Consider the following 20,872-nt stretch of genomic DNA (forward strand, 5'->3'; position numbering starts at 1 on the left):
AGGCGGGAGCATAGTGTGCTCGGCGAACGGAAAGCTGAGCGAAGCCAATGCCCGGGAACGTCGAAGAGGACCGGATCGAGCGCCTGCTCGCGGCCATGACGCTGGCCGAGAAGGTCGGCCAGCTCACCATGACGGCCGCCCCCGGCGCGACCACCGGGCCGGCGCCGCGCGATGATCTCGCCGCCGCCATCCGCCGCGGCGCTGTCGGAAGCGTGCTGAACGCCATCGGCCGCCCCGCCATGGAGGGCTTCCAGCGCGTCGCGCTGGAAGAAACGCGGCTCGGGATCCCCCTGCTCTTCGGCCTCGACGTGGTGCATGGCTATCGCACGGTGACGCCCATTCCCCTTGGCGAGGCCGCCGCCTTCGATCCCGGCCTGTGGCGCGAGACCGCCCGCCTCGCCGCCGCCGAGGCCAGCCGGGACGGCGTCGCCCTCACCTTCGCCCCCATGCTCGACGTCTGCCGCGACCCCCGCTGGGGCCGCATCGCCGAGGGCCCCGGCGAGGACCCATGGCTCGCGAGCCTCTTCGCCCGCGCCAAGGTGGCAGGGTTCCAGGGCCCAGGCTCCTGGCTCGCCTCCGACGGCGCGATCGCCGCCACGGCCAAGCACCTGGGCGCCTACGGGGCCGTGACGGCGGGCCGCGACTACGCCTCCGTCGATGTCTCCGAGCGCCTGCTCCAGGAGGTCTACGTGCCGCCGTTCAAGGCGGCCGTGGAAGCGGGCGTCGCCGCCATCATGCCGGCCTTCGTGGACCTCGGCGGCGTGCCGATGACGGCCAATCAGCGCATCCTGCGCGACCTGGTGCGCGGCGACTGGGGATTCGGGGGCGTCATCGTGAGCGACTATGGCGCGATCGCCGAACTGATGAAGCACGGGGTCGCCGCCGACATCGCCGAAGCGGCCGCGCTCGCCCTTCGCGCCACCGTGGACATCGACATGATGGGCGGCGCCTATGAGGCGGGATTGCCCGCCGCGCTGGAACGCGGGCTCGTGACCCAAGCTCAGGTCGATGAGGCGGTCCGGCGCGTGTTGCGGCTCAAGGAGAAACTTGGGCTTTTCGAGGATCCCTTCCGCCGGGCCGCCGGGCCCGATGTCGCGCCCGAGCGAGCCCGCAGCCTCGCCCGGAGCGCAGCCACGCGTTCCATCGTGCTGCTGAAGAACGAGAACGCCCTGCCCCTCGCGCCCGAGGGCGGGCCCGTGGCGATCATCGCCGCCCCTCCCCTGGGCGAGCCCATGCTGGGCCCGTGGTCCGCCATCGGCGAAGCCGGCGGGCGGCCGGGCCTGCCGGAAGCCCTCCAGGCGGCGCTCCCGGCCCGGGCCGTCCACGACGTCCCTGCGGAGGCCCTGGTTGACGATGCAGCGCTCGCACGCGCCTTGAAGGACGCCTCCCATGTGATTCTGTTCGCAGGCGAAACCGAGGACATGAGCGGCGAGGCCGCGAGCCGGGCCGAACCCGTCCTGCCGCCGGGTCAGGAACGGCTGGTTCGCCGCGTGCTGGCGCTGGGCCCGCCCGTGATCCTCGCTCTGGCAAGCGGTCGCCCGCTAGTCGCCACGGACGCCATCGCGGGCGCCAGGGCCGTCATCGCGACGTGGTTCCTCGGCAGCGAGGCGGCCCCTGCCATTGCGGACGTGCTCGCCGGCCGCGCCGAACCGGCCGGGCGCCTGCCCGTGTCCTGGCCCGCATGTGTTGGGCAGATCCCAATCTTCTACGGCCAGCGCCCGTCGGGCCGACCCTTCAGGGCGGGCGACCACTACACCAGCCAGTACCTCGACGCGCCGCTGGAGCCGCTGTTTCCCTTCGGCCACGGGCTCTCCTACGCCCGCTTCGCCATCGAGGCCGCGGCTGCGGAGCGCCGCCCCGGAGCCGACCCATTTGCGATACAGGTGACGGCGAAGCTGCGCCACGCCGGCGGCCCGAGGGGCGAGGCGACCCTGTTCCTGTTCGTCCGAGCGACGGTCGCCGCCGTGGCGCGGCCTGTGCTGGAGCTGCGCGGGGTCCGCAAGGCCGCGCTCGACCCTGGCGGCTCAGCCACCCTGACTTTCACCCTGAGCGCGGACGACTTCGCCTACCTGGACGCGGATCTCGCGACCAGGCGAACGCCGGAGGCCATCGAGATCTTCGTCGGCTTCAGCGCCGACCGGACGCAGCTTCAGGCGGTCGCGATCCGCCCAGGAGAGGGGCCGGCGCCCACGCAGACATGAGGCGCCGTTTGCAGCCCTCGCCTCAGAGTGGATTGTAGCCCGGCTTCTTGTAGAGGATGTCCGGCCTCTCCATGATGTCGGGCCGGTAGACCTTTTCCGCCCAGTCCTCCGCAGGCACGTCCTCGATGCTCACGGAAATCGAGCGCTCGGCGGAGCCGGCGGCGGCCATCACCGCCTTCGTGATCTCGTCCGCGAGCTGTTGCTTCTGCTCCTCCGTCCGGCCGGGGTAAAGCTTGACGATGACATGGGGCATGGCGGTTTCACTCCTGCGAAGCGCAAGAGCATGTGACCGCATGGACCGGCCGTGTCCAGCCCGCGCCCATCGTCCATCGCGATCACCGCGCGAGCGCGCTCTGCGGGACGCGCATGGAGGGCGCCCTTGCCGGAGGCTGGCCGCAGCCGCTTCGGGCCTGATATCCGTGCCCGAAGCGACTTGGCCGCCATACGCGCCAGGACACCCCGCCTTGCGGGCTCGAACGCGGCTTGAGCGACAGAACACAATGGGAGGATATCCGCATGCCCGCCATCACCGCCATCGAGGCCGGCTTCTACCGCATCCCGCTGCCCGTGGTCCTGACGGACAGCATGCACGGAGAGATGAAGGCCTTCGAGCTCAACACCGTGCGCGTGCGCGACGCGGAGGGCGCAGAAGGCGTCGGCTACACCTATACGGTGGGGCGCAACGGCGCGGCGATCGACGCCATCCTGCGTCGCGAGTTCCCCGAGATCGTGGTGGGCGAGGACGCCGACCACATCGAGCGGCTCTGGAACAAGGCCTGGTGGGCGCTTCACTACGGTGGCCGCGGCGGCCCGACCGTGCTCGCCATCTCGGCCTTCGACATGGCCCTTTGGGACCTCAAGGCCAAGCGCGCCAGCCTGCCGCTCTGGAACCTGCTCGGCGGTTTCGACCCCAAGGTGCCCTGCTACGCCGGCGGCATCGACCTCGAGCTTACCGCGGATGAGCTGATCAAGCAGACCGAGGGCAACCTCGCCAAGGGATTCCGCGCCATCAAGATGAAGGTGGGGCGCAAGAAGCTGTCCGAGGACGTGACGAAGGTGCGCGCCATGCGCGACTTCCTGGGCGACGGCTTCCCCCTGATGGTCGACGCCAACATGAAGTGGACCGCCGACGAGGCCATTCGCGCGGCCCGCGCCTTCGCGCCCTACGACCTCACCTGGCTGGAGGAGCCCACGATCCCGGACGACCCGGCCGGCCACGCGCGCATCGTGCGCGAGGGCGGGCTGCCGGTGGCGGCGGGCGAAAACCTGCGCACCCTGTGGGAATTCAAGCAGTATATCGCCGCCGGGGCGGTGACCTATCCGGAGCCGGACGTCACCAACTGCGGCGGCGTCACGCCCTTCATGAAGATCGCCGCCCTGGCGGAGGCCTTCAACCTGCCGGTCACCACCCACGGCGCACACGACGTGACGGTGCACCTGCTGGCTGCCTGCCCCAACCGCAGCTACCTGGAAGCCCACGGCTTCGGGCTGGAGCGCTACATCGCCGAGCCGCTCAGGATCGAGGAAGGCTTCGCGATCGCTCCGGACCGCCCGGGCCACGGCATCGCCTTCGACTGGGCCGGCCTGGACAAGATCCGCGGCTGACGCGCTCGCCGGCGCGGAACGGCGAATTCCGCGCCGACGACCCCTGTTCCTAGCTCCCCTTGCGGTCGCGCAGGGCCGGAATGAACATGTCGGACCAGACGTCCGGCTTTTTCTTGATGCTGCCCGCCAGGCTCATGAACTCCGCGAATTGCATGACGCCGTTGGGCGTGGCGGAGAACTGGGTGTCCGGGTCCTCCAGCATCTCCTGCACCTCGTGGACGTCCACCTTCACCTTCGAGCTGCGGGCGAAGATCTCCGCCGCCTTCTTCTTGTCGGCTGCGATCAGCGCATTGGCGTCGTCCAGGGCGTCCAGGAAGGCCTGCGTCATCTTGGGGTTGGCGTCGACGAACTTCTTGGGCGCGAAGGTCACGTCCAGGGTGATGCGGCCGAGATAATCCACCGAGTTGGCCACCCGGTGGATCTTCGGGTTCTTCAGCTCGAGGTACTGGAACGGCGGCGACGTGAAGTGGCAGGTGATCTCGGTCTTGCCGCCGGTGAGCGCCACGAGCCCCTCGGGATGCGCCAGGCCAACCGTCATCGGGTCGAGCTTGGCGTAGTTCTCCCGACCGAACTCCTTGGCGACCATCATCTCCAGCACCACGGCCGCGAGCGAGGTCTTGATGCCCGGGATCGCGATCTTGTCCGCCGCCGTGATGTCCTTCAGCGACTTGATCTCGGGCTTGTTGGTGTTGAGGTAGAGCGACGTCGCGCTCATGCCCGACACGCCGACCACCTCGGCGCTCGGGATGCCCTTGGCCTTCGACCAGAGCGTGATGAAGCCCGGGGCGCCGATCCCCGCGAAGTCCAGCGAACCCGTCATCATGGCGTCGTTGATGACGTTGCCGCCGTCGAGGGTCAGCCAGTCGATCTTGACATCCCCCAGCCCGGCCTTCTGGGCCCGCGCCTCCAGGAGCTTCTGGTCCTGCATCACGATGAGCGGCAGGTAGAGGATGCCGAAGCCCTTCGAGATGCGCACCTGGCTGACCTCGGCCGAGGCGCCGCCGGCTCCCGCAAAGGTGAGCGCCGCCGCCGATGCCGCCGCCAGTGCGGCGCGTCGGGTCCATGAAAACATTGTGTCCTCCCGGGATCTTGGCTGGTTTTGTTGATTCAGTTCTGCATGCCCCACTTCTGGACCGTGCGGCGTTCCAGCGTGCGGAAGATCAGGTTCTCGACCACGAGGCCGATGACGATCACGGTCAGGAGGCCCGCGAACACGGCCGGGATGTCGAGCAGGTTCCGGTTCTCGAAGATGTACCAGCCAAGACCACCCTGCCCGGACGACACGCCGAACACCAGCTCCGCCGCGATCAGGGTGCGCCAGGCGAAGGCCCAGCCGATCTTCAGGCCCGTCAGGATGGACGGGAACGCCGCCGGGATCAGGATGCGGAACACATACGCGAGGCCCCGCAGCCCGTAGTTCCGCCCCACCATGCGCAGGGTCTGCGACACGGCCCGGAAGCCCGAGTGGGTGTTGAGCGCCACCGCCCACAGCACCGAATGGATGAGGATGAACACCAGGCTGCCGTTGCCGAGCCCGAACCAGATCAGCGCCAACGGAAGCAGCGCGATGGCCGGCAGCGGGCTGAACATGGCCGTCATGGTCTCGAGGAAGTCGGTCCCGAGGCGCGTGTTGATAGCCGCGATGGTGAGCGCGGCGGCGAGAACCACGCCGGCCGCGTAGCCCATGAGCAGCACCTTCAGGGACGTCCATGCGCGCAGTGGCAGGACGCCGCTGACGATACCGTCCTTCATGGAGTCGAACGTCTCCGAGAGCGTCGGGAACAGCAGCGGATTGTTGAGCGAGCGACCATAGATCTCCCAAACGATCCCGAGCAGGATCAGCAGAAGGAGCTTGCGTACGAAGCCGTTGTCCCACAGCATTTCGAGCGTGCTGAGCTTGCGCTCCACCTCGCCGAGGTGCTCGCCGGCGCCGCCCTGGTCGCGCATGGCGATGCGGGCCTGGCCGATGGTCTCGTCCTTCGTGGTCGACGGGCGAGCGGGTTGCGTGATCGTGGTCATGGCGCTCACTCCGCGTGGGCCGCTTCGTCGGCGAACAGCAGTTCGTGGATCTTCTTCTCGAGCTGGCCGGCGGTGCCGTCCGTGGGCGAGACCTTGTCCACGTCGACCACCTCGGCCTTCACCCGCCCGGGATGCGGCGAGAGCAGCAGGATGCGGTTGCCGATCTTGATCGCCTCCGCGATGGAGTGCGTCACGAACAGCACCGTGAACTTGGTCTCTTCCCAGAGCTGCAGCAGCTCGTCCTGGCAGGTGCGCCGCGTCAGCGCGTCGAGCGCCGCGAAGGGCTCGTCCATCAGGAGAATGTCGGGCTCCATGGCCATGCCGCGGGCGATCGCCACGCGCTGCTTCATGCCGCCCGACAGCGTGTGCGGGTAGCTGTTCACCGCCCGGGTGAGCCCGACCTTGTCGATGTAGTGCCGAGCTTTGGTCTCGGCCTCCTTGCGACCCAGGCGGCGCGCCACCTGCAAGGGGAACATGACGTTCTCCAGCACCGTGCGCCACGGCAGCAGCTGGTCGAACTCCTGGAACACCATCATGCGGTCCGCGCCCGGCTCGGTCACCTTGCGGCCCTTGATGGTGATGGCGCCCTCGCTCGGCGTGAGGTAGCCGCCCACCGCCTTCAGCAGCGTGGACTTGCCGCAGCCGGATGGCCCCAGCAGCACGAAACGATCGGACGTGTTGACCTGGAAGCTGACGCGCTCGGTGGCGGTCACGAGCACGCCGGGCGTCTTGTAGCGCAGCGTCACGCCGCTCACGTCGAGAAGGGGCTGGGTCATCAGGGGAAGAAACCTTTGGGCCGAAGGGGACCGCACGCTGTGGGCGGGCGCGGCGGGGGAAAAGCCGCGCCCGGGGCCGGTCAGTTGCCCGGCATGTCGTAGGCGATCGGGAGGTAGTAGTCCTTCCAGGACGCCGGCATGGCCTTCAGCGACCCGACCTTGTGCAGGTGGGCGGCGAACTTCATCGTGCCCTGCGGATACAGGTTGAACTCCGCCATGCCTGGCTGCTTCATGAGGTCGACCAGCGTCTCGGTGGGCGTCTTGTCGTTGTTGATTTCCTTGTAGGCCTCCACGGAAGCCTTCATGTCGGCCTCGATCATGGACTTGGCCTCTTCCGCGGCCTTGCGCACGGCTTCGATCCACTTCGGGTTCGCTTCGGCGAACTTGGTGCTCGTGAAGAACTGCCCCTGCGACAGCGGCCCGCCAATGATCTCGGCGGAGGTCGCCACCGCGTGCGCCCCGGGCACGTCCTTGAGCTCGTAGTAGTCATAGGGCGGCGCCGCGAAGTGGCTCTTCACCTCGTGCGTGGGGTTCTTCAATGCAACGAAGGCGTCCGGGTGCCCCAGCTGGACCGTGTTGGCGTCGAACTTGGCGTACTGGTCCGGCCCGAACATCTGCGCAGCCGCCATCTGGAGCAGGATGGCCTGGGTGGACACCTTCACGGTCGGCACCGCAATCTTGTCGCCGGGGCCGATGTCCTTGAGCGACTTGATCCGCGGGTCGCGGCTCACGAAGGTGAGCGGGCACGCCGAACTCGCCACGATGCCCTTCACGCCGCCACGGGTGCGGTCGTTCAGGAGCAGCAGCTGCCCGGTCCCGGTGTTGACCAGGTCCACGTTGCCCGAGATGAGCGCGTCCTGCTGGGCTCCGCCGTTGCTGAACGAGATCCACTTCACCGCGGCGCCAGAGATGCCGAGCGCTTGGGCGTGCTTCTCGATCAGCTTGTGCTTCTCGATCACGTGCAGCGGCATGTACAGGATGCCCGGCTGCCGGCTGATGGAGATCTCGGTCTTCTGTTGAGCGAAGGCGCGGGTGGCGGCCGAAGCGGCCGCGAGCCCCGCGATGCCGGCCAAGACGTCGCGACGATTGATCAAAGCATTTCCTCCGGATGCGCCCTATCAGGGCGTCTCATTCGAGTATTGCACTAATGCATTAGTGATGTACCGGATCGACGGACTCGCTGCAAGGCGGTGGGCATTCACGCCCAAATTCGCCTGTTCGCAACTGGCCCGCGCTTTACCCGCGCGCGGCCGCGGACCTCATCTTGGCGACGATCACGCCTGCCAGCTCGTGGTACACGCCCCGCCGCGCGATCAGCTTCGAGACACCGTCGGCGATCACGGCCACCAGCATCAGCGGGATGATCAGGGCGTGATTCTGGGTCATCTCGGACACGATCACGAATGACGTGATCGGCGCCTGGACCACGCCGGTGAGAAAGGCCGCCATCCCCAGGAGCCCGAACACGCTGGCGTCAGCGCTGGGGAGAAGTCCCGCCAGGGCGCCCCCCAGGCCCGCGCCGATGGAAAGCGAAGGCGAGAAGATGCCGCCTGGAACGCCGCTCACCGACGACGCCAGCGTGGCGATGAACTTGAGCGGCGCGAACCACCCAGTGGCCGCACCTTCCCCGTGCAGGATGGCCTTGGCCTGCTCATAGCCGGTGCCGTACGTGGCTCCGCCCGACAACCACCCGCAGGCGGCCACGATCAGGCCTAACGCCAGCGCCACCGTGAGCCGATGCGCCCGCGGCGAGAGCCGGAACGGGTTGGGCATCCGCTTGGCGCAGGCCTTCGACACGCGGATGAACACCCCTCCGAAGACGCCTCCAGCGATCCCGCACACGGGGATCGCGAGCCAGGCCGCCCCGAACCCCAGCCCGGCCGACGCGTGGCCGAAATAGGCGTAGTCCCCCAGCAGGGCGAGCGAAGTCAGGCCGGCGGCGATCACGGTCCCGATCACGAGCCCGCTCGTGCGCACCTCGAAGGAGCGGCTGAGCTCCTCAATTCCGAACACAATGCCGGCAAGCGGCGTGTTGAACGCCGCAGCGACCCCCGCCGCCGCCCCGGCCAGGACGAAGCCCGGCTGCCGGTGAGGCGCGAGCCGCCCCGCCGCGAACATGATGGAGGCGCCGATCTGGACGGTCGGCCCTTCGCGGCCGATGGAAGCGCCTGTCGCCAGCCCCCAGGTGAGCAGCAGGATCTTGCCGAAGGCGACCTTGAGCGACACGAGGAATGCGCGCGCAGCCTGGTCGTCCGTGGATCGAGCAACCATGACCTGCGGAATTCCGCTTCCGCCCGCGCCGGGAAAGAAACGGTCCGTCACGTAGACGGAGGCGACGAAGCCGAGCGGCGTCACGATCCAGGGCGCCCAGGGCCAAAGCGTCTCCAAGTGGCGGAACGACGCTTGAGCCTCGTCAGCCAGCCACGCCACGGCGACAGCCGCGAGCCCGACCGCAAGCCCTCCGGCCACGAAGATGAGGCTGCGGCGCAACCGGGTCCTGCCCAGGATGAACCTCGCGCGCCGAACAGCCTTCATCGATCACCGCCCCTGGGCGTCGTCCGGCCGTGGGCCGTCGCGCGACGCTGCTCAATCCCTGCTGTCACCTTGCCGCAGTTTAGCGACCCCGGTTGTTGATCACGGTTCCCCGTCCGGCGGAACCGGCCCAAGCGCATTCCTGCCGCCCGCGGACCGGGGCTGCGGCCGAGCCAGCCTCGTTCGCGAACCTGACCCGCGGAGCACGTTCCCGGAGGAGCCAGGCGGTCGAGACTCCCGCGTCTCGAACCCTGGATGCTACTGGCCACCCTCCTCAAGGGTGAACCCGGCCTTCAGCACGACCTGGTAGTGCCGCACTTGGCCGTTCTCCACGTGCCCGCGGGTCTGGATCACCTCGAACCAGCGCAGGTTGCGGATTGTCTGGTCCGCTCGCTTGATCGCGGTCTGGATCGCGTCCTCGATGCTCTGGGTCGACGATCCCACGAGTTCGACGATCTTGTAGACGTGGTCGTCCATGGCGGCCTCCCGGTTTCAGGGCTGCTTCTTGGGAAGCACATGGGGCGACGAGTGGTGGTGGGCAATGCGCCACTCGCCATCGCGGCGGGTCAGCAGCATGGTGAAGCGGGATGGGCCGGGCACGGGCTGTCCCTCGTTCATCCGGGTGAACAGGTAGAAGCCGGTCACCACGACGGCGTTGTCGTCGAGGACGATGGTCCGCCGCTCCTGGATGTCGTTCTTGTTGCCGCTGCCTTTCAGGGTCCCGAAATAGGCCCGGATGGCGCCCTCGCCCTCAGACATCACGGGGCTGACCGTCCCGAGCAGGATGGCGTCCGCCCAGTAGTTCCTGGCCAGCGAGTCGATGTCGTTGCTCGTGTAGGCGGCGGACCAGCGATCGACGGCGGCGTTGGCGTCCTCCGCGGGACCGGCGAGGACCGGCAGGCATGTCGCGACGAGCAAGGCGCAGGACTGAACGAGCCGGTGAGCAAGCATGGCGACGTCCTCCCTCGTTGGTTGGAGTCCTCACGACGAAATACGGATGCGCCCGGCAGCCAGCGAATCGGCGGCCGGGTTCAGGGCTGCGCGCGAGACCGGCGCGCCTTAGGGCGCGAGGCCTTCCACGGCGAAGATGCGCAGCTTTCCATAGCGGTCGCCGAGTTTGCGCGCGTCCACGTAGGCGGGCGAACTGTAGGCCGCCTGGGCCTTCTCCATGGACTCGAACACGGAGACGACCACGCGCGAGGCTGGCGGGGCGCCCGCCAGCGAAACCGTCCTGCCGCCGGAGGCCAGCCGCTTCTGGCCGCTGTCAGCCAGCGCCTTGTTCGCCAGGGGCACATACTCCTTGGCGTAGGCGTCAGGGTTGGTCACCTCGATCTCCGAGATGACGTAGGCGGGAGGATGAGACTGCGCGTGCAGCTTTTGACCGGCGACGCCGCCCAGGGCGAAGCCGATGATCAGCGCCAGCGCCACCATGCGTGGCTTCGCCATGGACGTCCTCCATGTCACTGGACCGATCCAATGTACCACGTGGCCCCGATGCAGCCGAGACCTTTGCTGTGAGGGTGCGGGTTGGGACCCTCGATCCTCAGGCGGCCGCCCGCAAGGCCAGCGCCGACCCGTACAGCCCGACCGCGAAGACGGTGTGGGCCACAATGTTGAGGATGCGGATCTGGTTGGCGTTGGGGCGGCGCGAGGCGGCCCAGCCCGCGCCCATGCCAGGCTGGAGCAGGAACCAGCCTGCGCCGACCGTGACCAGCCCGACGATCCACGCGGGCAGGAACGTCGGATGCGCGGCCCAGCCCGGCCCCGCGACGACCAGGAGCACGGCCGCGTACAGGATCCCGATCGCGTAATGCGCGATCCAGCCCAGCGCCAGCTCGTGCGCGTAGGGCGGCGCGGCCGCGATGTCGTCGTGGAACACGGCGCCGCGCGGCAGGTGCCAGAACCACCGGCCTACCAGGGCCCAGTTGGGCAGCGCCAGGCCGAAGACGCGGTTGAGCAGGATGGCCCAGAGGTCCATCAGCGCCGTGGCGCCGGCGCCGATGAGGACGGAGCGAAGGAGGAAGTCGGCCATAGGGGGTCTCGCGGGCGGGGCCCTATTCCAACCCGCTTTGCGAGTCGGCGCCAGCCCCGCGCCGACCTCCCGTCATCCGGCCGTCAGTGGCGAAGCCCGGGCGCCTCCTGGCCGGTGCGCGCCACGTATTCCGTGTAGCCGCCGCCATAGTGGTGGACCCCTTCGGGCGTCAGCTCCAGCACCCGGTTGGACAGCGCGGCGAGAAAGTGGCGGTCATGCGAGACGAACAGCATCGTGCCCTCGAAGCGCGACAAGGCCTCGATCAGCATCTCCTTGGTGGCCATGTCCAAGTGGTTGGTGGGCTCGTCCAGCACCAGCAGGTTCGGCGGATCATAGAGCATGCGCGCCATCACCAGCCGCGCTTTCTCGCCGCCCGACAGCACCCGGCACTTCTTCTCGATGTCGTCGCCAGAGAAGCCGAAGCAGCCCGCCAGCGTCCGCAGCGACCCCTGCCCGGCCTGCGGAAACGCATCCTCCAGCGACTGGAAAACGGTCCGCTCGCCGTCCAGCAACTCCATTGCATGCTGCGCGAAGTAGCCGACCTTCACGCTGCCGCCGACCGTGATCGAACCACCATCCGGTTGCGTCGTCCCGGTCACCAGCTTCAGCAGCGTGGACTTGCCGGCGCCGTTGACGCCCATCACGCACCACCGCTCGCCGCGGCGAACTTGGAAGTCCAAAGCGTCGTAGATCCGGCGCTCGCCATAGGCCTTGCTGACGCCCTTCACGCTGATCACGTCGTCTCCGGAGCGCGGCGCCGGTGGGAAGTCGAACGAGACGGTCTGCCGCCGCCTGGGCGGCTCCACGCGCTCGATCTTCTCGAGCTTCTTCACGCGGCTTTGCACCTGCGCCGCATGGGACGCCCGGGCCTTGAACCGCTCGATGAACTTGATCTCCTTGGCCAGCATCGCCTGCTGGCGCTCGAACTGCGCCTGTTGCTGCTTTTCGCTGAGCGCCCGCTGCTGCTCGTAGAATTCGTAGTCGCCCGCGTAGGTGGTCAGGGAGCCGCCGTCGATCTCCACGATCTTGTTCACGATGCGGTTCATGAACGCGCGGTCGTGCGAAGTCATCAGCAGGGCGCCTTCGTAGCCCTTCAGGAAATCCTCGAGCCAGATCAGGCTCTCCAGGTCCAGATGGTTGCTCGGTTCGTCCAGCAGCATCGCGTCCGGACGCATGAGCAGGATGCGCGCCAGGGCGACGCGCATCTTCCATCCGCCGGAAAGGGCGCCCACGTCGCCGTCCATCATCTCCTGGCTGAAGCTGAGGCCCGCCAGCACCTCCCGGGCCCGGCCTTCCAGCGCGTAGCCGTCCAGTTCCTCGAAGCGCGCCTGCACCTCGCCATACTGTTCGACCAGCGCGTCGAGCTCATCGGCGCGGTCCGGATCCGCCATGGCCGCCTCGAGCTCGTGCAGTTGCGCGCCGACCTCGCTCACCGGCCCGGCCCCGTCCATCGCCTCTGCGACGGCGCTGCGGCCCGACATCTCGCCCACGTCCTGGCTGAAGTAGCCGATGGTGACGCCGCGGTCGACCGCCACCTGGCCCTCATCCGGGCTCTCCTGGCCGGTGATCATCCGGAACAGCGTCGACTTGCCGGCCCCGTTCGGCCCAACGAGCCCCACCTTCTCGCCGCGCTGGATCGCCGCGGCGGCCTCGATAAAGAGGATCTGGTGTCCGTTCTGCTTGCTGATGTTTTCGAGTCTGATCATGAGTTCCGGGCCAGGCGAATTTGGGCGCCCTTATGCCACGGATTGCGCCGGGGGGAAGGCTCCCTGCCGCGCCGCACTGTCGCGCTCGGCGCACTTTAGAGCGGCCCGGGCGCCTCCAGCTCGGCGATCAGGGCAGAGATGAAGTCCTGGACAGTGTGCGGCAGTTGCCGGCCGAGCATGGTCTGGATCTGCAGGTTGCGCTCCAGGAAGTTCGCCTCCTCGAACGGCACAAGGGCCAGATGGCCGTCGCGCACGGCCGCCCGGGCCGACAGGTACGTGGCGAAGGTCACCCCTCCACCGAACCGGCAGAAATGCAGCAGGCTCGCCACGTTGGTGGAGGTCAGAGCGGGCTCCAGCGAGAGCCCCTTCGTGGCGCAGTACATGTCCAGCACGCGCCGGATCGTCGCGGCGTCGTCCAGGATGGCGATCGGGTGGGCGAAGATTTCCGCGATGCTGACAACGCCCCGGCCTATCAGCGGATGCTCCGGGCTGGCGAAGGCGAAGCTCGCCTTGGCGCCCTGCCACTGGATCTGCACGCCCCCCTCCGGCGAGAGCGAGAACGAGACGCCGACATCCACTTCGCCCTCCTGCACCGCCGGCACGACGTCGGCGGGCGCCATGACCTGCAGGTCGAACACGACGTGCGGACGCTCCTTCCGAAAAGCGTGGATCACCTCCGGCACCACGCTGTTCGCCATGCCTTCGGTCGCGGCGATGCGCACCATGCCCCGGCTCGCGCCGTTGAGCTCCCGAATTTCGCTGACGATCTGCTCGCTCTCGAGCGCGGCGCGCTGGGCGTAGCTCGACAGCAGGCGCCCGGCATGGGTCAGCGCCATGCCGCGGGACCGCCGCTCGAACAGGGGCGAGGCGACCTCGTCCTCCAGCTTGGCGATTTGACGGCTGACGGCCGACGCGGACACCCGCAGCCGCTCCGCGGCGGCGTTCACCGAGCCGGTGCGGGCGACTTCGAGAAAGTAGCGCAGGGCGGACGGGTGCAACGGGGGGCCTCGCGTGCATTGCCGATCGGGCAATGATCCATTCGATTCATTGTTATGGCGGCAACGTGAATGTGTTGGCAAATTCGCCGCCACGGCCGTGAACGGCCAATCCCGACCCCGCCCGGGCCAATAAAGACAAAGATTCAGGGAGCGATCATGAAGATGATGCGATGGACGGCCCTTGCGGGCCTGGCTGCGACGGCGTTCACCGCCACGGCGGCGCTCACCCCCGCGCTGGCCGGAAAGGCCGACGACACGATCCGCATGGCCTACGACCAGGCCCCCGAGAGCGTCGACCCCTTCTTCAACAACGTCCGCATCGGCGTCATCATCGGCCAGCACGTCTGGGACACGCTGGTGTACCGCGACCCGAACACGGGCGAATACAAGGGCCAGCTCGCGACCGCCTGGCGCCAGGTCGACGACCGCACGATCGAGTTCGACCTCCGCCAGGGCGTGAAGTTCCACAATGGCGAGGAGTTCGACGCGGACGACGTCGTCTACACGCTGAACTTCATCTCGAAGCCCGAGAACAAGGTCGTCACCCAGCAGAACGTCAACTGGATCGAAAAGGCCGAGAAGGTCGACAAGTACAAGGTGCGCGTGATCACCAAGAAGGTGTTCCCGGCCGCCATCGAGTACCTGGCCGGCCCGGTGGTGATCCATCCCAACGAGTACTACGAGAAGGTCGGCCCTAAGGGGCAGAACGAGAAGCCGGTCGGCTCCGGCCCCTACATGGTCTCCAACTATGTGCCGGGCAAGTCGATCACGCTCGTCAAGAATCCCAACTACTTCAAGGATTCGCCCAAGCCGCAGCCCAAGATCTCGAAGATCGAGATCCGCTTCATCCCAGACCGGCAGACCCAGATGGCCGAGGCCCTCTCGGGCGGCGTCGACCTGATCATGAGCGTGCCGAAGGACCAAGCCGAGCAACTGCAGCAGGTCCCGACGCTGCAGATCGTCTCGGGCGAAACCATGCGCATCGTGTTCATGCAGATGAACACGCTCGACAACACCCCCGCCCCCGCCCTGAAGGACGAGCGGGTGCGCAAGGCCATCATCCACGCCATCGACCGGCAGGCCATGGTGAAGGAGATCGTCGGCGCGGGCTCGCGCGTGCTGAACACGATCTGCTTCCCCGCTCAGTTCGGCTGCACGGACGAGGGCGCGGCGCGCTACACCTATGATCCCGCGCTGTCCAAGAAGCTCCTGGCCGAAGCCGGCTATCCCAATGGGCTCGACCTCGACATCGTGGCGTACCGCGAGCGCAACCAGACCGAAGCGATGATCGGCTACCTCAAGGCCGTCGGCATCCGCACCAACCTTCGCTTCCTCCAGTACGCCGCGATGCGCGACGTCATCACCAGCGGAAAGGCGATGCTCACGCACCAGACCTGGGGCTCGTTCTCGGTCAACGACGTGTCCGCCGCCACGCCGAACTATTTCGCGTTCACCGCGGAGGACATCACCCACGACGCCGAGGTCCGCGACCTCCTGCTCAAGGGCAACAGCTCCGTGGACCCGCAGGTCCGCAAGGACGCCTACAAGCAGGCGCTCAAGATCATCGCCGACAAGGCCTACGCGGTGCCGCTCTATTCGCTGCCGGTCTACTACGCCGCGAATGCGGAACTGAACTTCAAGGCCTACCCGGACGAGATGCCCCGCTTCTGGGAAATGACCTGGAAGTGACGCGCAACCCGTCCGCCACCGAACCCGGCCGCGAGCAGTCGCGGCCGGCGCCGCGGCCAAGGCCGGCCCAGCCGGCCGACGCCCAGGGACTGTCATGATCGCCTACATCGTCAAGAGGCTCGGGCTGGCGCTGCTGGTCGCCCTCGCGGTTTCCGCCCTCGCCTTCTTCCTGATCCGCCTCTCGGGCGACGTGGCCACCGCCATAGCCGGCGAGGGCGCACGCCAGGAAGACCTCGACATCATTCGCCAGACCTACGGCCTCGACCGGCCGCTGGTCGTCCAGTACCTGTCCTGGCTCTGGCAGACGCTGCGCGGCGACTTCGGCACGTCTATTTACTTCAAGACGGATGTGAGCAGCCTCGTGCTGGCCAAGCTCCCTGTCACCCTGCTGCTCGGCCTCACCTCGCTCCTGTTCGCGCTGGTGATCTCGATTCCGCTCGGCGTGCTCGCGGCGGTCTATTCCAACAGCTGGATTGACCGGCTCGCCCTTGGCGTGGCTGTGGTCGGCCAGGCGCTGCCCAACTTCTTCTTCGCGCTCTGCCTCGTGATGCTGTTCTCCATCACGCTGCGCTGGCTGCCCGTGTCCGGCTCCTCGACCTGGCTGCACTTCGTGATGCCCACGATCGCGCTCGGCTACTACGTCGCGCCCGCCTTCATGAGGCTGATCCGCGCCGGCATGATCGAGGTGCTGTCGGCCGACTACATCCGCACTGCCCGCGCCAAGGGCCTGCCGGCCCGAACCGTGATCTTCAAGCATGCGCTGCGCAACGCCGTGGTGCCGGTCGTGGCCCTCACGGCCGTGCAACTCGGCTTTCTGCTCGGCGGCTCGGTTGTGATCGAGACGATCTTCGCCCTCGATGGCCTGGGCTACCTCGCCTACCAGAGCATCACCTACAAGGATTTCCCGGTCATGCAGGTCATCGTCCTGCTGCTGTCCGTCATCTACGTGCTGCTCACGCTGGCCTCCGACATCGCCAACGCGTGGCTCGACCCGCGCATCCGGGTGGCCTGAGATGAGTCTCGCTCTCTCCTCCCCCGCGGCCCAGCCGTCCCGGACAGCCCGTCTGCTGCGCCGCCTGCGCGGCCAGCACGCCTTCCTGGTCGGCGCCGGCCTGCTCGTCCTGATCGCGCTCCTCGCCGTCTTCGCGCCGCTGCTGGCGCCGCACGATCCCTACCTGCAGAACCTGGCGCAGCGGACCATCCCGCCCGTCTGGTACGCCAAGGGAAGCTGGGTCCACCCGCTGGGCACGGACCAGCTCGGCCGCGACTACCTGTCCCGCCTCCTCTACGGCGCCCGTATCTCGCTGCTGATCGGCGTCAGCGTCGTCATCATCGCCGGCCTTATCGGCACGACCATGGGCCTCCTCGCCGGCTATTTCGGGGGGCGCATGGACATGGCGATGACCTTCATCGTCACCACCCGCCTGTCCCTGCCGGTGATTCTGGTGGCCCTGGCCGTGGTGGCGATGGTTGGCGGCTCGCTGTGGATCGTGATCCTGGTGCTCGGGCTTCTGAAGTGGGACCGCTTCGCCGTCGTGATGCGCAGCGCCACCCAGCAGGTGCGCTCGCAGGACTACGTGGCCGCCGCCCGCGCGGCCGGCGCATCGACCGCTCACATCGTCCTGCGTGAAGTGCTCCCCAACATCGCCCCGCAGCTGATCGTGGTGGCCACCCTGGAGGCGGCCAGCGCCATCCTGCTGGAGGCCGCCCTGTCCTTCCTGGGCCTGGGCGTGCAGCCGCCGCTGCCGTCCTGGGGGCTGATGATCTCTGAGGCGAAGGCCTACATGTTCTTCTCCTTCTGGCTGATCGCCATCCCGGGCTCGGCGCTCGCCCTGCTGATCTTCGCCATCAACCTCACCGGCGACGGCCTGCGCGACGTCATCTCGCCGGACGGCCGGGGCTGACGCCATGACCGACACCATTCTCGACGTCCGCGGCCTCAGCGTCGACATCGCCACCGCCGGCGGCGTCCTCCACGCCGTGCGCGATATCTCCCTCAAGGTGGAGCGCGGCAAGACGCTGTGCGTCGTCGGCGAGTCCGGCTGCGGCAAGTCCATGACCTCCCTCGCGATCATGGACCTGCTGCCCAAGGGCGCCCGCCGCAGCGCCGCTGCCTTGTCCTTCGCCGGCGAGGACCTGAGCCGCGCCCCCGGCAAGCGCTTCAATGCGCTTCGCGGCAACCGCATGGCCATGATCTTCCAGGAGCCCATGACGGCCCTGAACCCGGCCTACACCATCGGCGACCAGCTCGCGGAGCCCTACCGGCTGCACCGCGGCGCCAGCGCCGCCCAGGCGCGGGACCGGGCCGTCTACCTGCTGGACAAGGTCGGCATCGCCTCCCCGGCCGAGCGGCTGGGCCAGTACCCCCACCAGCTCTCCGGCGGCCTGCGCCAGCGCGTCATGATCGCCATGGCGCTCATGTGCGAGCCGGAGCTGCTGATCGCCGACGAGCCCACCACCGCGCTGGACGTGACCATCCAGGCCCAGATCCTGAGGCTCCTGGCGGACCTCCAGAAGGAGTTCGGCGTCGCCATCATGCTGATCACCCACGACCTTGGCGTGGTGGCCCGCATCGCCGACCGCGTGGCCGTGATGTACGCCGGCCAGGTGGTGGAGGAAGGACCGGCCGCGGCCCTCTTCAGCGATCCGCGCCATCCCTACACGCGCGGCCTGCTGGACTGCATCCCCGTTCCCGGCCGCACCGCCCGCGGCGGCCGCCTCGGCGCCATCCCGGGCGTCGTTCCCTCGCTGGTGGGCGAGGTGCATGGCTGCAGCTTCCGGGACCGCTGCCCCCACGCCCGCCCGGTCTGCGCCGAAGACCCGCCCGCTCGCGAGGTCGACGGCCACCGCTGGCGCTGCATCCTGGAGAAGGCCGCGTGAACGCGCTCCTCACAGCCGACGCCCTGACCCGCTCCTTCGAGGTCGGCCAGGGGATGTTCCGGCGCCGCCGGACGTTGCACGCCGTGAACGGCGTCTCGCTCGACATCCGCAAGGGCGAGGTGCTCGCCATCGTGGGCGAGTCCGGCTGCGGCAAGTCCACCCTGGCCCGCATGCTGCTGGGCCTCCTGCCCCCGAGCGCCGGGGCCATCACGCTCGAGGGCCGGAACATCCGGGACCTGGGCCACAAGACGGTGGCGCGGCGCGTCCAGCCCGTGTTCCAGGACCCCTACTCGTCCCTGAACCCGCGGCGCACCATCGCGTCCATCGTGGCGCTGCCCTTAGAGGTGCACGGCGTCGGCACCGCCGAGGAGCGCCGCCGCAAGGTGCTCGACATCCTGGACCGCGTCGGCCTGCCCCAGCGCTTCGCGGACCGCTATCCCCGCGAGCTGTCGGGCGGCCAGCGCCAGCGGGTCGCGATCGCCCGCGCGCTGGTGATGAATCCCGAGATCGTCATCTGCGACGAGCCCACCTCCGCCCTGGACGTCTCCGTCCAGTCGCAGATCCTGAACCTCCTGATGGACCTGCAGAAGGAGCTCGGCCTCACCTACGTGTTCATCAGCCACAACCTGGCCGTGGTGGAGCACATCGCGACCCGCGTGGCCGTGATGTATCTCGGCCGCGTAGTCGAGCTGGCCGACACGGATAGCCTCTTCCGCAACCCGCGCCACCCCTACACCCAGGCGCTTCTCGCCTCCGTGCTCACGCCGGAGCCGGGGCTCGGCCTGCCCGACACGCATCTCGGCGTGGCTTTCCCGGACCCGCTCAATCCGCCGCCGGGCTGCTCCTTCCACCCGCGCTGCCCGCGGCGTTTCGAGCCCTGTGACAAGGTCACGCCCGCGCTGCTGCGCGACGCAGGCGGCGAGAACGCCGTGGCCTGCCACCTTTATCCGCCCTCTCCGGCGAACGCCTCCCTGCCCAAGACCAAGAACTGACGAGGAAACCGCCCATGTCCCGCGAAGACGCCGTCGCCCGCGCCGAGCGCTATTTCACCTCAGGCGGGTTCAAGGCCGACCTCGCCCGCCTCGTGGCGATGCCGACCGAGAGCCAGAACCCCGAGCGCGCCGACACGCTCGTGACCTACATCGAGAGGGAGATGCGCCCTCTCCTCGAAGGGCTCGGCTTCACATGCCGGACGCTCAGCCACAAGGCCGCGAAAGGCCCATTCCTGTACGCCGAGCGTATAGAGGACCCGTCTCTCCCGACCGTTCTGGGCTACGGCCACGGCGACGTGATCCGCGGGCTCGACAAGGACTGGAACGAGGGCCTGTCCCCCTGGACGCTTACGGAAGTCGGCGACCGCTGGTACGGCCGCGGCGTGGTGGACAACAAGGGCCAGCACATCATCAACGTCGAGGCGCTGCGCGCCGTGCTGGAAACCCGCGGCAAGCTTGGCTTCAACGCCAAGTACCTGATCGAGATGGGCGAGGAGATGGGGTCGCCCGGCCTGCGCGACCTCTGCGCGGAGCAGAAGGACCTGCTCAAGGCCGACATGCTGATCGCCTCCGACGGCCCGCGCCTCAACGCCGAGCGGCCGACCATCTTCCTGGGCTCGCGCGGCGGCGTCACCTTCGACATGACCATCGACGCCCGCGAAGGCGGCCACCACTCGGGCAACTGGGGCGGCATTCTCTCCGATCCCGCCATCCAGCTGGCGCATGCGATCAGCACCATCGTGTCCCCGACGGGGCAGATCCGCATCCACGAATGGGTGCCGAAGGAGCTGCCCGCTTCCGTGCGCCGCGTGCTGGCCGACTGCGAGATCGACGGCGGCCCGGATGGCCCCACCATCGACCGCAACTGGGGCGAGCCCGGCCTGAGCCCGGCCGAGCAGGTCTTCGGCTGGTGCTCCTTTGACGTGCTCGCCATGAAGGCCGGGAACCCGGAAACGCCGGTCAACGCCGTGCCCCCCAAGGCCTGGGCGCGCTGCCAGCTCCGCTTCGTGGTCGGCATCGACCCTGACGAGGTGCTGCCCGCGTTGCGTCGCCATCTCGACCGGCACAGCTTTCCCATGGTGCAGATCGCCAAGAGCCGCGACGAGATCTTCCACGCCACTCGGCTTGATCCGGACGACCCCTGGGTCACATGGGCGGTCAACTCCCTGGCGAAGACCACGGGCAAGAAGCCGGCGCTGCTGCCCAACCTGGGCGGCTCGTTGCCCAACGACATCTTCTCGGAGGTGCTGGGGCTCCGCACGATCTGGGTGCCCCACTCCTACCCGGGCTGCTCCCAGCATGCGCCGAATGAGCACCTGCCGGTAGCGATCGCCAGGGAAGGGCTTCAGGTCATGGCGGGTCTCTATTGGGACCTTGGCAGCGGCGACACGCCTGCGCTCTGAATTTGAGCCTTCGGACCGGGCGGACCGATGGGCCGCCCG

At 68.3% G+C, this 20,872-nt stretch carries 20 protein-coding genes; 8 read left to right on the plus strand and 12 right to left on the minus strand.

Annotated features, from left to right (window positions below):
- The first annotated feature begins 47 nt into the window (after window positions 1-47).
- Window positions 48-2,201, plus strand: coding sequence for a glycoside hydrolase family 3 N-terminal domain-containing protein (locus SLNSH_RS15075; protein WP_106337836.1), 2,154 nt, complete (start codon window positions 48-50; stop codon window positions 2,199-2,201).
- A gap of 22 nt (window positions 2,202-2,223) precedes the next feature.
- Here the strand turns inward: SLNSH_RS15075 and SLNSH_RS15080 are convergent, their stop codons facing one another.
- The gene (locus SLNSH_RS15080) at window positions 2,224-2,454 is read right to left on the minus strand and encodes a tautomerase family protein (RefSeq protein ID WP_106337837.1); all 231 of its coding nucleotides are present in this window, start codon (window positions 2,452-2,454) and stop codon (window positions 2,224-2,226) included.
- A 263-nt stretch (window positions 2,455-2,717) separates the two neighbouring features.
- On the opposite strand from SLNSH_RS15080, the gene SLNSH_RS15085 reads away from it, so the two are divergent.
- Window positions 2,718-3,806 (plus strand): mandelate racemase/muconate lactonizing enzyme family protein, encoded by a 1,089-nt coding sequence (locus SLNSH_RS15085; protein WP_106337838.1) that lies wholly within the window; start codon window positions 2,718-2,720, stop codon window positions 3,804-3,806.
- Window positions 3,807-3,855: 49 nt separating this feature from the next.
- Here the strand turns inward: SLNSH_RS15085 and SLNSH_RS15090 are convergent, their stop codons facing one another.
- The 11 genes from SLNSH_RS15090 to SLNSH_RS24620 form a co-directional block, all read right to left on the minus strand.
- Window positions 3,856-4,878, minus strand: coding sequence for an ABC transporter substrate-binding protein (locus SLNSH_RS15090; RefSeq protein WP_106337839.1), 1,023 nt, complete (start codon window positions 4,876-4,878; stop codon window positions 3,856-3,858).
- A gap of 35 nt (window positions 4,879-4,913) precedes the next feature.
- A complete protein-coding gene (locus tag SLNSH_RS15095; protein ID WP_106337913.1) occupies window positions 4,914-5,774 on the minus strand; it encodes an ABC transporter permease in 861 nt (286 codons plus the stop codon).
- A gap of 56 nt (window positions 5,775-5,830) precedes the next feature.
- Entirely contained in the window at window positions 5,831-6,601 is a 771-nt protein-coding gene (locus SLNSH_RS15100) for an ABC transporter ATP-binding protein (protein ID WP_106337840.1), read from the minus strand.
- A gap of 80 nt (window positions 6,602-6,681) precedes the next feature.
- Complete coding sequence (locus SLNSH_RS15105; protein ID WP_106337841.1) at window positions 6,682-7,695, minus strand: ABC transporter substrate-binding protein; 1,014 nt, start codon at window positions 7,693-7,695, stop codon at window positions 6,682-6,684.
- 142 nt (window positions 7,696-7,837) lie between these two features.
- On the minus strand, window positions 7,838-9,136 hold the full coding sequence (locus SLNSH_RS15110) for a chloride channel protein (protein ID WP_106337842.1): 1,299 nt from the start codon (window positions 9,134-9,136) through the stop codon (window positions 7,838-7,840).
- A 255-nt stretch (window positions 9,137-9,391) separates the two neighbouring features.
- Window positions 9,392-9,610: a dodecin gene (locus tag SLNSH_RS15115; RefSeq protein WP_106337843.1), complete on the minus strand. Its 219-nt coding sequence runs from the start codon at window positions 9,608-9,610 to the stop codon at window positions 9,392-9,394.
- A 15-nt stretch (window positions 9,611-9,625) separates the two neighbouring features.
- A complete protein-coding gene (locus SLNSH_RS15120; protein ID WP_106337844.1) occupies window positions 9,626-10,084 on the minus strand; it encodes an SgcJ/EcaC family oxidoreductase in 459 nt (152 codons plus the stop codon).
- A gap of 108 nt (window positions 10,085-10,192) precedes the next feature.
- A complete protein-coding gene (locus SLNSH_RS15125; RefSeq protein WP_106337845.1) occupies window positions 10,193-10,579 on the minus strand; it encodes a DUF1330 domain-containing protein in 387 nt (128 codons plus the stop codon).
- Window positions 10,580-10,676: 97 nt separating this feature from the next.
- Window positions 10,677-11,165: a DUF2938 domain-containing protein gene (locus SLNSH_RS15130; RefSeq protein ID WP_106337846.1), complete on the minus strand. Its 489-nt coding sequence runs from the start codon at window positions 11,163-11,165 to the stop codon at window positions 10,677-10,679.
- An 83-nt stretch (window positions 11,166-11,248) separates the two neighbouring features.
- Window positions 11,249-12,871, minus strand: a complete 1,623-nt coding sequence (locus tag SLNSH_RS15135) for an ABC-F family ATP-binding cassette domain-containing protein (RefSeq protein ID WP_106337847.1) — start codon at window positions 12,869-12,871, stop codon at window positions 11,249-11,251.
- A gap of 95 nt (window positions 12,872-12,966) precedes the next feature.
- Complete coding sequence (locus tag SLNSH_RS24620) at window positions 12,967-13,869, minus strand: LysR family transcriptional regulator (protein ID WP_158266771.1); 903 nt, start codon at window positions 13,867-13,869, stop codon at window positions 12,967-12,969.
- A 156-nt stretch (window positions 13,870-14,025) separates the two neighbouring features.
- Between SLNSH_RS24620 and SLNSH_RS15150 the strand changes: the two genes are divergently transcribed.
- The 6 genes from SLNSH_RS15150 (at window position 14,026) to SLNSH_RS15175 (ending at window position 20,833) form a co-directional block, all read left to right on the plus strand.
- A complete protein-coding gene (locus SLNSH_RS15150) occupies window positions 14,026-15,558 on the plus strand; it encodes an ABC transporter substrate-binding protein (protein WP_245422362.1) in 1,533 nt (510 codons plus the stop codon).
- Between the two features lie 94 nt (window positions 15,559-15,652).
- Complete coding sequence (locus SLNSH_RS15155) at window positions 15,653-16,570, plus strand: ABC transporter permease (protein ID WP_106337849.1); 918 nt, start codon at window positions 15,653-15,655, stop codon at window positions 16,568-16,570.
- A 1-nt stretch (window position 16,571) separates the two neighbouring features.
- Window positions 16,572-17,462, plus strand: coding sequence for an ABC transporter permease (locus SLNSH_RS15160; protein ID WP_106337850.1), 891 nt, complete (start codon window positions 16,572-16,574; stop codon window positions 17,460-17,462).
- 4 nt (window positions 17,463-17,466) lie between these two features.
- Window positions 17,467-18,438 (plus strand): ABC transporter ATP-binding protein, encoded by a 972-nt coding sequence (locus SLNSH_RS15165; protein WP_106337851.1) that lies wholly within the window; start codon window positions 17,467-17,469, stop codon window positions 18,436-18,438.
- Window positions 18,435-19,430: an ABC transporter ATP-binding protein gene (locus SLNSH_RS15170; protein WP_280954477.1), complete on the plus strand. Its 996-nt coding sequence runs from the start codon at window positions 18,435-18,437 to the stop codon at window positions 19,428-19,430. The genes SLNSH_RS15165 and SLNSH_RS15170 overlap by 4 nt, the downstream gene beginning before the upstream one ends.
- Window positions 19,431-19,444: 14 nt before the next feature.
- The gene (locus SLNSH_RS15175; protein ID WP_106337852.1) at window positions 19,445-20,833 is read left to right on the plus strand and encodes a M20 family metallopeptidase; all 1,389 of its coding nucleotides are present in this window, start codon (window positions 19,445-19,447) and stop codon (window positions 20,831-20,833) included.
- The last annotated feature ends 39 nt before the right edge of the window (window positions 20,834-20,872 follow it).

The organism is Alsobacter soli, from assembly GCF_003004785.1.
Taxonomy (GTDB): Bacteria; Pseudomonadota; Alphaproteobacteria; order Rhizobiales; family Beijerinckiaceae; genus Alsobacter; species Alsobacter soli.